Origin of the sequence: Rhizobium sp. BK376, from assembly GCF_004341625.1 — a bacterium.
Lineage (GTDB): Bacteria > Pseudomonadota > Alphaproteobacteria > Rhizobiales > Rhizobiaceae > Rhizobium.
Window position 1 is genome coordinate 474,831 of the sequence record NZ_SLZG01000003.1, and the last position, 12,871, is coordinate 487,701.

Genomic DNA, 12,871 nt, shown 5'->3' on the forward strand with positions numbered 1-12,871 from the left:
GTAATGTCGTACGCCGTCAAGAATTTGATCCAGGGTGCCCGCGAGCTGATTGCGTTTCGCATCGGCGACCAGGAATTCTGCGTCGACATCATGTCGGTACGCGAAATCCGGGGCTGGACGCCGGCAACCGCCATGCCGCATGCGCCATCTTACATGAAGGGTGTCATCAACCTTCGCGGCGAGGTGCTGCCGATCATCGATCTGTCCCTGAGGCTGGGCATGCAACCCGCCGAGCCTTCCCCCCGGCACGTCATTATCGTCGCCCAGGTCAAGCGCCAGTCGGTCGGCCTGCTGGTCGAGGCGGTCTCCGACATACTGACCATCACCGAAGAAAACATTCAGCCGACGCCGGAGATTTCTTCCGATCTGCAAAAGCGGTTCGCACGCGGCATTCTGGCGATCGATCGCCGGATGATCTGTCTCGTCGAGCTCGAGGCCCTGTTCCCGGATATTGAAAGCGAGGCTGCATGAGCTTGATGGGAGCAAAGGATCTGCTGGGTTCCGACGAGGTCCTCGCCAGCGGTGAATATCCGCTGACGCGCCGTGATCTGTCCGAAATCGCGGCGATGATCTATGCGGATGCCGGCATTTCGCTGAATGAATCGAAGGCCTCGCTGGTCTATTCGAGGCTTTCCAAGCATATCCGCAGCCTCGGACTCTCGGGCTTCCGGGAATATTGTTCGCTCGTATCGTCGCCGGCCGGCGCTGGCGCCAGACGCGAGATGCTGTCGCACCTGACCACGAATTTCACGCGCTTCTTCCGCGAAAACCATCACTTCGAGCACCTGCGCAACGAGGTGCTGCCGGACCTTCTGGCAAGGGCAAGAAGCGGCGGTCGGGTCCGCATATGGTCGGCTGCCTGCTCGGACGGGCAGGAGCCCTATTCGATCGCGCTCACGGTCCTGTCGTTGATGCCGAACGCCGCGGACTATGATTTCCGCATCCTGGCAACTGATATCGATCCGAAGATCCTTGGTCTTGCCCGCGCCGGCGCCTATGACGAGGGCTCGCTGGAAACCGTGTCGCCTGCCATGCGCAAGCAATGGTTCCAGGAGGTCCAGGTACAGGGGCGTCGCAAGTTCCAGGTCGACGATCGCGTCAAGCGCCTGATTACCTTCAACGAATTGAACCTGATGGCGCAATGGCCATTCAAGGGCAATTTCGACGTCATCTTCTGTCGCAACGTCGTCATCTATTTCGACGAGCCTACGCAGATGAAGATCTGGTCCCGTTTTGCCGGCCTGCTGCCGGAAGGCGGTCACCTCTATATCGGTCATTCCGAGCGCGTTTCGGGAGATGCCAAGCATCTCTTCGACAATATCGGCATCACCACCTATCGCTATACCGGCAAAAATTCAGGGAGAAGAGCATGACGGCTCCTGCCCGAGTCCTAGTTGTCGACGACTCACCGACGATGCGCGGTCTTATTACCGCTGTCCTGAGTTCCGACCCCGATGTCGATGTTATCGGCCAAGCCGGCGACGCCATGGAAGCGCGCGCCGCCATCAAGCAGCTCAACCCGGATGTGGTCACGCTCGATATCGAGATGCCCAACATGAACGGCCTGGAGTTCCTGGAGAAGATCATGAAGCTCCGGCCGATGCCGGTCATCATGGTCTCGACCATGACGCATCGCGGCGCAGAGGCGACGCTTGCGGCGCTCGAAATCGGCGCCTTCGATTGCGTCGGCAAGCCGGCTCCGGGCGACCGGAACCCCTTCGGCGATCTCGCCGACAAGGTGAAGGCTGCCGCCCGCTCGCAGCGTCAGTATCAGCGCGCTCCTTCAGCCGAGGCACCGGCGGCGCCACCCTCGGTCGCGGATTTCCGGGTGGGCCGCAAGATCGTGGCGATCGGCTCGTCGACCGGGGGCGTGGAAGCGCTGATCGCGGTTCTACAAAAATTCCCAGCGAATTGCCCGCCGACCGTCATCACCCAGCATATGCCGCCGACCTTCACCAAGAGCTTCGCCGAGCGTCTCAATCGCCTCTGTGCACCTGTTGTCCAGGAAGCAACCGATGGCGCGCGGCTTGAGATCGGCAAGATTTACCTGGCACCGGGCGGCGAGCGTCATCTGCAGGTCGCAAATGCGTCAGCGCCCCATTGCCGTCTTATCGAAAAGGAGCCGGTAAACGGCCATCGTCCTTCGGTCGATGTGCTCTTTGACTCCGTCGCCGAACTTGCCGGTCGAAACGCCGTGGGCGTCATTTTGACGGGTATGGGACGCGATGGGGCCGCTGGCCTGCTCAAAATGCGTCATTCCGGTGCGAGAACTGTGGGTCAGAACGAAAAAACGTGCGTTGTTTACGGAATGCCAAGGGTTGCGTACGAACTTGGCGGCGTTGAGCAGCAGCTTCCGCTGAATGCCATCGGAGATGAAATACTGAAAATGACAGCCGCCCGAAAGGAGAGCGAGTAATGTCTCTTGCGGAGAAAATTAAAGTTCTAATCGTCGACGACCAGGTCACCAGCCGTCTTCTGCTGAGTGATGCGCTGACACAACTGGGTTTCAAACAGATTACCGCAGCTGGCGACGGTGAGCAGGGCATGAAGATCATGGCCGAGCAGCCCCACCATCTCGTCATCTCGGATTTCAACATGCCGAAGATGGATGGCATCGTCTTTCTGCAGCACGTTCGGGCCAATCCGGCGACCAAGAAGGCGGCCTTCATCATCCTGACGGCGCAGGGCGACCGTGCCCTGGTGCAAAAGGCGGCTCAGTTGGGCGCAAACAACGTCCTGGCCAAACCTTTCACCATCGAAAAGATGAAGGCCGCCATCGAGGCCGTGTTCGGAGCATTGAAATGATCACCGATAGTGCAGCTCGACGCATGCACATCATTCAAGGCGAGTATAAGGTCGTCAGTGAAGACGTCGTCCTGACGACCATTCTCGGCTCGTGCGTAGCTGCATGTCTGCGTGATCCCATCGCCGGTGTCGGCGGTATGAACCATTTCCTGCTGCCCGGAAACGCCGCAACGCCGATGACCGGCGGTGACGCGACGCGCTATGGCGTCCATCTGATGGAACTGCTGATCAACGGACTTTTGAAGAAGGGCGCGCGCCGTGACCGCCTGGAGGCAAAGATCTTCGGTGGAGCGAAGACGATTGCGACCTTCTCCAACGTTGGTGAGCAGAACGCAGCTTTCGCTGTGCAGTTCCTCAGGGACGAAGGCATTCCCGTCGTCGGATCGAGCACGGGCGGGGAACATGGACGCAAGATAGAATACTGGCCGATCTCGGGCCGTGCACGGCAATATCCGTTGACCGGCGCCGAAACGCAGAAAACCGTGGCCCTCGAACAGCGCCCGGTCTTTGCGCCGAAACCTGCAGAGAATACGATCGAATTTTTTTAAGGCGCGAGGATTATTTTATGAACATTGTCCCGCATACCGAGCCGGCATCCGGAGACGAGGCTCTGCCCGCCATCCTGATGCGTATCGTTTCGGAATTGCACGATGTCGCATACCTGATCGAGCGGATCGAGCCTCAGCTGATCGAGCTTGGCGGCCCCAGCATATTTGAAGCACCGGAATCCATGAAGGTCATGCAGGGCATCGATCTCGCAGTGCAGAAGACGCGCGGGATTGCAGAGTTCATCGACACGATCACCGGAGGCATTCCGGATGGCTGGATGGTCGATGTCACGACCGCTCTCAGCCTGGTGAAGCTCGCCGAAATGCAGAAGGCCCTTGCGGGCGGCCTGCGCCATGGTCATTCGCAGCCGCTGGGCAAAGCAGCTGGTGATTTCGACTTTTTCTGATCGTCTCTGGGCAGTCTGATCGCCCGGTCTTAAGTCCGCCCGTTGGCGGATCGTCTATGAAATAGCAGCGGTTTTTCAGTTTTGTCCGGTTCGGACGAAACGCTCGCACAAGTTTCGCCCACTAGTTTCGCTGCAGGGCACAAAGCCATTTTTGTCTTTGACGAAACGTGCGAGAACAGAATGAATCTGTTAAATCAATTACTTCAGGTCGTTAAGAACCTTCAGAATCTAGGGCGAACAAAGCTTATGATTCTGGGCGGCGTTGCAGTCGTCTCTATCGCCGTGGTCCTCGGGGCTGCTCTCTTCGTCAACAAACCCGCTCAAGAAACCCTCTATGTCGGATTGGAAAAGGCTGATCTGAACCAGATCAGCATGGTTCTTGCCGAAAACAATATCGACTTCCAGGTCGGTACTGATGGTTCTAGCGTTACCGTTCCGGCCGGCACGACAGGCAAGGCCCGTCTCCTTCTCGCGGAGCGCGGATTGCCGAACAGCACCAATGCCGGCTACGAACTCTTCGACAATGTCGGTTCGCTCGGCCTCACATCCTTCATGCAGGAAGTGACGCGTGTACGTGCGCTCGAAGGCGAGATCGCCCGGACGATTACCTCGATCAATGGCATCTCATCTGCCAGGGTGCATCTCGTCATGGCGGACGCGGGCAATTTCAGGACGCCCAATCAGAAGCCGACGGCTTCCGTCATGATCCGGGCAAGTGCTGCTGCCGGTCAGAGGGCCGCGCAGTCGATCAGGCATCTTGTCGCCTCCGCCGTACCCGGGCTTGCCGTCGACGACGTGACGATCCTCGATTCCACCGGCCAGCTTCTGGCCTCGGGCGATGATCCGAGCAACAGCCAGCTCAACCGCAATCTCGGCGTCGTGCAGAACGTGCAGAGCGACATTGCAGCCAATATTGACAAGGCCCTGGCGCCTTTCCTTGGCGCGGACAACTTTCGCTCCAGCGTAACCGCGCAGCTGAATACGGACACCCAGCAGACGCAGGAAACCAAGTACGATCCCGATTCCAAGGTCGAGCGCTCCGTTCGCACGAGCAAGGAAAACTCGCAGTCGCAGCAGAACCAGTCCGACACGGCCGCAACGGTCGAGCAGAACGTTCCGCAGGCGGCTCCGCAGGCGGGCGGCGGTGGACCGCAGTCGAAAGACCAGTCCAACAAGCAGGACAACCAGACCAACTACGAAATCAACAGCACGACGGTTGCGACGGTTCGCAACGGCTACAAGATCGACAAGCTGTCCATCGCTGTCGTCGTCAACAAGGGCCGCCTCGCAAAGATGGTCGGCGAGCCTGCCGACCAGGCAAAGATCGACGCCTATCTGGCCGAGATGCAGAAGATCGTCGCATCCGCTGCCGGTGTCGATACGTCTCGCGGCGACGTCGTGACCGTCAACGCGATGGACTTCCTCGACGACCAACTGCTGAGCGACAATGCTTCCGGCCCGTCGATCATGCAGATGTTGAGCAGCAATCTCGCAGGCATCATCAACTCGGCCGCCTTCGTGGTCGTGGCATTCCTGATCGTCTGGATGGGCTTCCGTCCGCTGATCCGCTCGATCCGCGGTGGTGCGGCGGCAGGAGAGGCTCTGCCGGAAGCAGCCGGCCTCGAACTCCCGGATTTCGCACCGGCAGGCGGCGGCCCTGGCGCAGCGCTGATGGACGGCTTCGGCTCCGACTTCGGTTTCGACAGCACCGACGATCTGCTGACGATGGGCGACGACGACGGCAGCTTCAACCGCCGCCTCAAGGAAGGCCCGGAACGTCGCCTCGCGCGCATGGTGGAAATGAGCGAGGAACGCGCAGCGAAAATCCTTCGAAAATGGGCGGTCGATGCCGCAGCGTGATGAAAAAGGGCCGGGATTTCCCGGCCCTTTTCATTTGTGCCGGGGAATTCGTCGGTTGCCCGAAGTAAATTCTCGGAATTTTCTCGCGATGAGAGCCCTGTGGAGCCCCCCAGACCCGCTCTTTCCCTATTACCGCGTCGTGGATGGACGAAGGGCAGGCCTTGAATTCCATTGCTGCTGGTGAAGAATCAACCTAATATCATCATACCTATTGTGGCGAATGCGATATTTGGTGCGAATCGCAGGCACGAAATGCAATTTTCGTAAACTCCCAAAAAGTGGAGATGCGGACTCATAATCGGATGATTACAATCTTAGTGATTCTAGCGAATGCGAAAATGCTCCGTCCCGCATGAACATGGGGTGGTTAAGTCCTGGTCGAGCAATGCTCAGGTTTGACGTTAATCGTTTAACAGCTGCAGGAAGTGCAAATGGACATGCAGATATTGCAGGCGAGCAAGAGCGATAAGGAGGCCGCTGTTCTGGCCGCTTCCGGGAAGGTGTTGTCGCGTGAGCAGCTCATCCTGCGGCTGACCGAGATTGCTGGTTCCGAGCATCTGCAGTCCGGACTTTGCGCCCTGACCGATTATGTCGGCGCAGCCCATTACCTCTTGGTTCGCTGCGACCTCATACAGGAGAGCGGTCTCGATTTCGTGGTCTCCTCGGACTGGCCCTTCGACCTCGTCCGGCGGCTGGCGTCGGAGCTTGTCAGTGGCTATATCCGCACAACCGAAATGGAAAAGTGCCTGCAGCTGTTCCAGCCGAATTTCGCAGGTCTTCCTGACGACGTCCTGCTGCCCGAGGGTGTCAGCAGGCAATATTGTTCGCTGACATTCAATGTCGGACGCACACGGCTCTCGCTGATGCTGCTTTTTCGCGAAGGCTTCATTCTGTCGCCGGAGCGGCTGCGCGATGTCGGGCTTCTCGCCGGATACTATTCGAGCTTCAATCGCTACGGCGAGACCAAGAGCGATCGCGACTTCGAGTTGACCGAGCGCGAGCTGGAATGTCTTTTCTGGATCGCGGAAGGAAAGACGAGCGACGAAATCGCGATGATCCTCGGCATCTCGCGCAACACGATCAACAACTATATCACCAGCGTCATGCGAAAGACGGCGACCAAGACGCGATCGGAAGCGATCGCCTTCGCGGTCAGAAATAATCTCGTTTAAAGGGCTTTCGATGCGCTATCCGCCGGACAGGACGACGACGAGACCGAACGAAATGCGGCCCGTTCGCGTCCAGCGGGTTTCCAGCCGTTCTGATGTATTCCCGAAGCTGGTCTCGATGCAGAAATTGATCGATGCCCGCAATTTCGCCGTCTATCGCATCGGCGGCTCGGGGCTTCCCAGCACGCAGCGCCTGGTTTGCGAGCTGGACAATTGGGGCGCCACCAATGCCACCGCCGGCAAGCTTTTCGTCGATGCCTATGGCGCCGCCCTGATCGAGCATATCGACAAGTCACTGTTGCCGTTGATGTGGAACGGACGTGAGGACGACAGTACGGCGGAGACGCCGGATTTTGCCGCCTTTACCGTCCGCTTGAAGCCGCATCTCCTGCCTTTTGCAGGCGTTGCCTTTCCGATTCGGCTCGGCGCGGTCGGCAACGGCTATGTGGTCTTCACCGCAAATTTCATCGACCTTACAAGCGACATGATCGTGGATCTGCATGGCAGGAGCTGTCAGATCATGATGGACCTGTTGTCGCTCGATGAACGTCGCTCGGTGGCCGCCGAAGCGCTCAGCGAACGCGAGATCGCCTGTCTGCAATTGGCAGGCGACGGAAGGATCAGCGAAGAGATCGCCGAGAAGCTTGGGCTTTCCGTGCACACGGTCAACGCTTATCTCGGCTCCGCCACGATCAAGCTCGATTCGGTCAACCGAATCCAGGCAATCGCAAAGGCGATCCGTCTCGGCTATATCAGCTGAGACGTCTCTTTTAGGCGCGCAATTCATCCTTCAGAAATGCCAAAAGAATTGACCGGCTTTGTGGGCCGGCCATGCAGTTCAGCAGATCTGATCGGAAAATCAGCTGGCGAGAGCCGTAAGACCGTTGGTCGCATAACGGGCATCGGCAAGGCTGCGTGCCAGGATGGCCGTATTCTCGTCCGGATCCGCCGATGCGTTCTGAAACGCGATGTGATTGATCTCGATACCGGCGTGATTCTCCGCCAGGGCCAGCCGGGCATAGATCGTGACGCCACGGGGCTTGATCTCCAGATCGATCCCCACTTCGGCCGGGCCGCCCCATTCCAGCTTGTAGTCACCACTGAGGCCGAAATTGACCGTGCCGGGGTGAAAATAAAGCTCTGCGGCCGAGGCCACCAGATCGGCGAGATTGCCGTAGCATTCGAAGCGCAGCAGCGAAATGAGGTCGGCTGCATCCAGCAGCCTGAGTTCGCTGGCGACCGGGCTGATTGCTTCAGCCAGGATTTGTTCACGTTGGGCAGAGTAGGGGCATTTTTTCATTCGATTTATCGTACCCGTTTCTTATTCGACTGCGCCGCATAGATGCGATGGATCAATTCGGCGACTGCCTTGTAAAAGACCGATGGGATGACACTATCGACCGAGACTTGCGCAAACATGGAGCGCGCGAGTGGTGGATCTTCGAAAACGGGGATGCCGGCCTCTTCTGCTATCTCTCTGATTCTCAAGGCAATCAGGTCCTGCCCCTTGGCAACGACGACGGGCGCATCGTTTTCTTCGCGGACATAGCGCAGCGCGACCGCAAAGTGCGTCGGGTTTGCGATGACAAGCGTCGCACGCGGGACGTTGTTCATCATGCGCTGGCGCGCACGCGCACGCATGAGAGCACGCTGACGGCCCTTCACCGCCGGGTCGCCCTGCGATTGCTTGAATTCGTCCTTGACCTCCTGCTTCGTCATCTTCAGCTGCTCGTACCAATGATGGCGCGTCCAAAAAAGGTCGATGGCGCCAATGACGGCCGAAGCCAGAAGCACCACCAGCAGGATCTTTCGTGTGACGTCGAAGAGCCTGACGAAAAGCGTCTGCGGATCAGAATAAAGCGCATCGATCGCATGCAGAAAATCGCTGCGCAGCACGAAGAACATGATGACGCCAACGATCAGAACCTTGGTGAGCGCCTTGCCGAATTCGATGAGGCCGGGAACGCTGGCGATCCGCTGCCAGCCCTTGGTCGGTGACACGCGGCTGAAGTCGGGCATCAGGCGGTCCCAGACAAAGGACGGCATGTTCTGTGCAAAGGATGAGCCGATGCCGAAGACAAAGAAAAGCGCAATGGCGGGGAGCATCAGGTAAGCGACTTCCCAGCCGATCCGAGCGAAAAGCGACATCACGTCGGGGCCGGTTTCGATGTTCCACTGATCCGATTTTTCGAACAGGTCGCGCAGAATCTCGCCCATGCGCCCCACCCGGTCGGGCAGGAAGAAGATAAGATAGACGAATGTGGCAAGCATCGAGGCGAAAAGGGTAATTTCCCTGGAGACCGGGATATTACCCTTGAGAACCGCGTCCTGCATTTTTTTGCCGGTCGGGTCTTCTGTTTTACTGTCCTTGTCCTCGTCGGCCACTTCTACCGTCCTTCATAAACGGACAAAGGCCGCGCATCATGCGCGGCCTGATGTTGAGAAAACCTAGACTTGGAGCGCGCCTGGAGCAACGCCGTCGACTTGCCGCTGCCGGATTGTCAACAGCAGATCACGCCGCCTGCGCGTCATTGCCCTCTTCGGTCTCCTTGAGGGCGATCTGGCCGCTGTTGGCGAGCCGGATGGCCTCCTGTGCGATGGCACGGCGAGCGATGGCGATTTCGCGCGGATTGATGCCTGTCGTGCCGGTGGAGAGATCCGATTCGATCATGCGGCGCTGGCGCGGGCTGATCGAGGCCAGAACGACTTCGCGCATTTCCGCCGACGAGCCGCGCAAAGCCATCGTGAGGATATCCGCGGAAATGTCGTTGAGCAGCAGGACGCGACTGCGTTGCGGCATGAGCATGAGGTCTTCGAAGAGGAAGATCTTCGGACGTACCTTGCCGACGGCCTCCTTGCTGAGCGATTCGAGCGAATCGAGCAGCGTCTCGACCTGGGGCTTTTCCAACTCGTTCATCAGTTCGGCCACCTTGTTGGAGCCGCCCGAATTGCGCTCTGCCTCGATCTCGGCGATCAGCGTGATGACACGCTTTTCGATGATCTGGGCAGCCTTGGGGCTGACGTCCTTGAGGTTCACGGTACGGTTCATGATGTCGGCGCGGCGCGTGTCCGGCAGTTCCATCAGCACCTTTGCGCCGAAGGAAGATGGCATCATGGAAAGAATGTAAGCGATCGTCTGGGGGTGCTCGCGCAGCAGGAACTTGCCGACGAAGCTGGGTTCCGTTTCGCCGAGGCGATCCCAGATGGAGGTCTCGTAGGCCTGGAATGCAGTACGGCGGCCGAGCAGGCTGTCGACTTCGTCAGGCGTCAGTCCTTCCTCGAGAATGCTCTCGATCGCCCGGGCATTGTCCATCAGACCGGTGCCTTCGGTGAAGAGATCCTCGAATTCCGCCACCAGCCCGGCCAGCTCGTCCGGCGGGATCGGGCGCAGGGATTGCGCCGAGGCAATGATGAGCTGCAATTCATTTTGGGTGAAATATTTCAGCAGGCGTCCGGCCACCTGCTTGCCCATAGCAAGCAGGACCGCCGCCGCCTTTTCAGCCTGGGATAACGGTTTCTCGGCAAGCGCGCCGCCGAAATCGTCAAAGTCCATCATGGTCTTCCTCTCCGTCCCAAAAACCGGGATCAGGCTTTCTTGGTACTCATTACTTCAATGAGCTTCACGCCGAATCGCGTGTCGTCATTTTCCAACACAGTAATCTCGCCGCGAGCAATTTTGCGGCCATTCACGGTAATTTCAACGGGCTCGCCGATCTTCCTGTCGAGGGCGATGATTGCGCCTTCGGTCAGGTTCATAAGGCCCGAGACTTGCATGCGGCTGGAGCCGAGGACGATCTGGACATCGATCGGGATGTCCATGATCAGGTCGAGATTGGCGTTCAGTGCGCTGCCGGCCGTCGCCGACGTCGAGAAGGAGGTGTCGCCGGAGAAAGACGAACCAAGATCATCGCCGCCGAATCCCTCACCGAATGCCGGCAGGCCCGAGCTCTCTTCGCCAATACCGCCGCCGAACGCGCTTTCGCCGAATGTGCCGCCACCAAGCGCATCTCCGCCGAAGCTGTCGGAACCGAAATCGCCGCCGCCAAAGCTCGGTGCTTCGCCGGAGGCGTCCTGCTGGAGGACACCACGCAGGCCGTCGATGGCCTCATTCAGCTCGGCCTCATTGCCCGGGAGGTCGAGATCGTCTTCGCTGTTCTTTGTCTTCTTCGTAGCCATGAAATCACTATTCCAGTTGAAACTTGCCTCAAACTGCCTTGATGGCGGCGGCGCGAAAGAACCGATTAATTCATGAGATGCTTGAGAAGGTCATCATCGGAGCTGATGTTGTCCTTGACACGCACGGTGTAATTTTCACCTGAACGACCGAATTCGCATATGTAGAGGTCCTTGCTGTTGGCGCTGACCTCGACGCGTACGTCTTCACTGTCCATGAAAGGAATGACATCGCCTTCGGCGAGTCTTGAAATCGTATCGATCGTCAGCGACTGCAAGCGGATACGTGCTTCCAGGGTAACCTGCGACCGTCGTACCTGCTCGCTGATCATATCAGTCCATTCCTGGGACTTGGCGGACTGGCTCTTCGCCCGGGGCGCGCTGATGACAGTCTTCAGGAGTACTTTCTGCGGTATGATGACGTAGAAATCGGTCGCCACGCTTCCAAGCGTGATCGTCATTTTGACGGCTGCGCCGAACTCCTCAGGGTGCTCCTCGGCGTTCTTGGGCGGCTCTTCGATATTGAAGGGCGCGCCCATGATGGGCTCGAAGCCGCCTGGCGCATTGACGGCAGAGCGCAGGACGCTGCCGATCTTGTCGAACGCCATGACGGCGAGATCGAGCTCGATAACCGAGAGTGGTCGAGCCGGCGGCTCTTCCACCGTGTCGGGAACGGCGCCGAGCATATGTTCCATCAGGGTGATGACGAAGCCGGTGCCGCAGGCAAGAACAAAACGCGGCGACCAGTTCCGCAACGATCCTTCCACGACGGCATGATGCTCGACGAGATCACCGACGAGATCGTCGATCAGGCCGGACGTGCACCCGGCATAGGTCACCGAGACGTCGAGCCCGGTTTCGCTCTTGATGATATCAGGGAGAAAATCGATGTAGATATTGGCGAGGCTCGTCGAGAGCTTTGCGACGGTCGCGCCGTCGCCGAGGCCGCCGGTCAACTTGGCCAGCAATGCACGATCCATAGGAGGCTGCATATTCGCGGTTTCGTTGCTCATTCTCGTCAAGCCGCCTTGTTCTCACCGCCGGGGTTCATCATTTCCTGCTCGACAGCATCGATCGAAGGCCGCTCGTAGCCGGAGATCGTCTTGCGGCCGTATTCCAGCGCAACCTGCGGCACCGAGCCGTTCATGTAGGCAAGCAGTGTCTGCTTCACGACGATGTAGAGCCGGTGCTGCTTCGTGCGGACGATCTTGATCTGCGAGCACAACGGGTTGCATACGCAGTAGGACAGAAGAATACCAAGCATGGTGCCGACGAGTGCGGCGCCGATGAGTTCGCCGAGCACTTCCGGCGACTCGTTGATCGAACCCAGCGCCTTGATAACGCCGAGAACGGCCGCGACGATACCGATGGCGGGGAAGGAGTCGCCGACCGCCGTGATCGCGTGATACGGCTTGAGCTTGTCCGTCAGCATGGTTTCGATTTCTTCGTCCATCAGCGCCTCGATCTCATGCGAGCGGGCGTTGCCGATGATGATGAGACGAACGTAGTCGCAGATGAAGGCCGTCAGTTCCTTGTTCTTCAGAACCGTCGGGGCCGACTGGAAGATGGTCGATTCGTCCGGGTTGTCGATATGGGCTTCGATCTCGTTGCGCGACTTGGTGCGCAGGTCGCGCATCAGCGAATAAAGTACGCCGAGCACGTCGAGATAGTTGCGTTCCTTCGGCACCTTGCTGGCGAAAGCCTCGCTGAGCGCCTTGCCCGAATCCTTCACGACCTTCATCGAGTTGGACATGATGAACGTTCCGAGCCCGGCTCCGCCGATGATGAGGAGCTCGTAAGGCTGTACCAGCCGATCGACCGGTCCGTGCTCGGCCATAAACCCGCCGATCACGCAGCCGAAAATCACGACAAATCCGATAATAATATTCATGTCGGTCCACATCTGATC

General features: G+C 58.6%; 15 protein-coding genes. 9 read left to right on the top strand and 6 right to left on the bottom strand.

From position 1 onward, the window contains the following. The first annotated feature begins 3 nt into the window (after nt 1–3). The 9 genes from EV561_RS10695 to EV561_RS10735 all read left to right on the top strand — a co-directional run bounded on the left by EV561_RS10695 (nt 4) and on the right by EV561_RS10735 (nt 7,549). The gene (locus EV561_RS10695; RefSeq protein ID WP_132521107.1) at nt 4–471 is read left to right on the top strand and encodes a chemotaxis protein CheW; all 468 of its coding nucleotides are present in this window, start codon (nt 4–6) and stop codon (nt 469–471) included. Continuing rightward, nucleotides 468–1,373, top strand: a complete 906-nt coding sequence (cheR, locus tag EV561_RS10700; protein WP_132521109.1) for a protein-glutamate O-methyltransferase CheR — start codon at nt 468–470, stop codon at nt 1,371–1,373. The genes EV561_RS10695 and cheR overlap by 4 nt, the downstream gene beginning before the upstream one ends. Continuing rightward, nucleotides 1,370–2,416, top strand: a complete 1,047-nt coding sequence (cheB, locus tag EV561_RS10705) for a protein-glutamate O-methylesterase CheB (protein ID WP_132521111.1) — start codon at nt 1,370–1,372, stop codon at nt 2,414–2,416. The genes cheR and cheB overlap by 4 nt, the downstream gene beginning before the upstream one ends. Then, the gene (locus tag EV561_RS10710; protein WP_132521113.1) at nt 2,416–2,805 is read left to right on the top strand and encodes a response regulator; all 390 of its coding nucleotides are present in this window, start codon (nt 2,416–2,418) and stop codon (nt 2,803–2,805) included. Before cheB ends, EV561_RS10710 begins: the two co-directional genes overlap by 1 nt. Next, nucleotides 2,802–3,353 carry a chemoreceptor glutamine deamidase CheD gene (cheD, locus tag EV561_RS10715; RefSeq protein WP_132521115.1) on the top strand — a complete coding sequence of 184 codons (552 nt, stop codon included), beginning with the start codon at nt 2,802–2,804 and terminating at the stop codon, nt 3,351–3,353. The genes EV561_RS10710 and cheD overlap by 4 nt, the downstream gene beginning before the upstream one ends. A 17-nt stretch (nt 3,354–3,370) precedes the next feature. After that, a complete protein-coding gene (locus tag EV561_RS10720) occupies nt 3,371–3,760 on the top strand; it encodes a hypothetical protein (protein ID WP_132521117.1) in 390 nt (129 codons plus the stop codon). Between the two features lie 180 nt (nt 3,761–3,940). Further along, nucleotides 3,941–5,620, top strand: coding sequence for a flagellar basal-body MS-ring/collar protein FliF (gene fliF, locus EV561_RS10725; protein WP_132521119.1), 1,680 nt, complete (start codon nt 3,941–3,943; stop codon nt 5,618–5,620). A 431-nt stretch (nt 5,621–6,051) separates the two neighbouring features. Then, nucleotides 6,052–6,792, top strand: a complete 741-nt coding sequence (locus EV561_RS10730; protein WP_132521121.1) for a helix-turn-helix transcriptional regulator — start codon at nt 6,052–6,054, stop codon at nt 6,790–6,792. Between the two features lie 10 nt (nt 6,793–6,802). Beyond that, nucleotides 6,803–7,549 carry a helix-turn-helix transcriptional regulator gene (locus tag EV561_RS10735; protein WP_132521123.1) on the top strand — a complete coding sequence of 249 codons (747 nt, stop codon included), beginning with the start codon at nt 6,803–6,805 and terminating at the stop codon, nt 7,547–7,549. A gap of 99 nt (nt 7,550–7,648) precedes the next feature. Here EV561_RS10735 and EV561_RS10740 read toward each other — a convergent pair whose 3' ends face one another. The 6 genes from EV561_RS10740 to motA form a co-directional block, all read right to left on the bottom strand. Continuing rightward, a complete protein-coding gene (locus EV561_RS10740) occupies nt 7,649–8,089 on the bottom strand; it encodes a hypothetical protein (RefSeq protein WP_132521125.1) in 441 nt (146 codons plus the stop codon). 5 nt (nt 8,090–8,094) lie between these two features. Further along, complete coding sequence (flhB, locus tag EV561_RS10745; protein WP_132521127.1) at nt 8,095–9,174, bottom strand: flagellar biosynthesis protein FlhB; 1,080 nt, start codon at nt 9,172–9,174, stop codon at nt 8,095–8,097. Nucleotides 9,175–9,301: 127 nt separating this feature from the next. Further along, a complete protein-coding gene (fliG, locus tag EV561_RS10750; RefSeq protein WP_132521129.1) occupies nt 9,302–10,345 on the bottom strand; it encodes a flagellar motor switch protein FliG in 1,044 nt (347 codons plus the stop codon). A gap of 29 nt (nt 10,346–10,374) precedes the next feature. Next, nucleotides 10,375–10,965: a flagellar motor switch protein FliN gene (fliN, locus tag EV561_RS10755; RefSeq protein ID WP_132521131.1), complete on the bottom strand. Its 591-nt coding sequence runs from the start codon at nt 10,963–10,965 to the stop codon at nt 10,375–10,377. 65 nt (nt 10,966–11,030) lie between these two features. Continuing rightward, complete coding sequence (locus EV561_RS10760; RefSeq protein WP_132521133.1) at nt 11,031–11,975, bottom strand: FliM/FliN family flagellar motor switch protein; 945 nt, start codon at nt 11,973–11,975, stop codon at nt 11,031–11,033. A gap of 5 nt (nt 11,976–11,980) precedes the next feature. Next, complete coding sequence (gene motA, locus EV561_RS10765; RefSeq protein ID WP_132521135.1) at nt 11,981–12,853, bottom strand: flagellar motor stator protein MotA; 873 nt, start codon at nt 12,851–12,853, stop codon at nt 11,981–11,983. Between the last annotated feature and the right edge of the window lie 18 nt (nt 12,854–12,871).

What these genes read in the sequence shown, in the direction of transcription:
- EV561_RS10695 (WP_132521107.1), top strand. Translation starts at nt 4, where the DNA reads ATGTCGTACGCCGTCAAGAATTTGATCCAGGGTGCCCGCGAGCTGATT.
- cheR (WP_132521109.1), top strand. Translation starts at nt 468, where the DNA reads ATGAGCTTGATGGGAGCAAAGGATCTGCTGGGTTCCGACGAGGTCCTC.
- cheB (WP_132521111.1), top strand. Translation starts at nt 1,370, where the DNA reads ATGACGGCTCCTGCCCGAGTCCTAGTTGTCGACGACTCACCGACGATG.
- EV561_RS10710 (WP_132521113.1), top strand. Translation starts at nt 2,416, where the DNA reads ATGTCTCTTGCGGAGAAAATTAAAGTTCTAATCGTCGACGACCAGGTC.
- cheD (WP_132521115.1), top strand. Translation starts at nt 2,802, where the DNA reads ATGATCACCGATAGTGCAGCTCGACGCATGCACATCATTCAAGGCGAG.
- EV561_RS10720 (WP_132521117.1), top strand. Translation starts at nt 3,371, where the DNA reads ATGAACATTGTCCCGCATACCGAGCCGGCATCCGGAGACGAGGCTCTG.
- fliF (WP_132521119.1), top strand. Translation starts at nt 3,941, where the DNA reads ATGAATCTGTTAAATCAATTACTTCAGGTCGTTAAGAACCTTCAGAAT.
- EV561_RS10730 (WP_132521121.1), top strand. Translation starts at nt 6,052, where the DNA reads ATGGACATGCAGATATTGCAGGCGAGCAAGAGCGATAAGGAGGCCGCT.
- EV561_RS10735 (WP_132521123.1), top strand. Translation starts at nt 6,803, where the DNA reads ATGCGCTATCCGCCGGACAGGACGACGACGAGACCGAACGAAATGCGG.
- EV561_RS10740 (WP_132521125.1), bottom strand. Translation starts at nt 8,089, where the DNA reads ATGAAAAAATGCCCCTACTCTGCCCAACGTGAACAAATCCTGGCTGAA.
- fliG (WP_132521129.1), bottom strand. Translation starts at nt 10,345, where the DNA reads ATGATGGACTTTGACGATTTCGGCGGCGCGCTTGCCGAGAAACCGTTA.
- fliN (WP_132521131.1), bottom strand. Translation starts at nt 10,965, where the DNA reads ATGGCTACGAAGAAGACAAAGAACAGCGAAGACGATCTCGACCTCCCG.
- EV561_RS10760 (WP_132521133.1), bottom strand. Translation starts at nt 11,975, where the DNA reads ATGAGCAACGAAACCGCGAATATGCAGCCTCCTATGGATCGTGCATTG.
- motA (WP_132521135.1), bottom strand. Translation starts at nt 12,853, where the DNA reads ATGAATATTATTATCGGATTTGTCGTGATTTTCGGCTGCGTGATCGGC.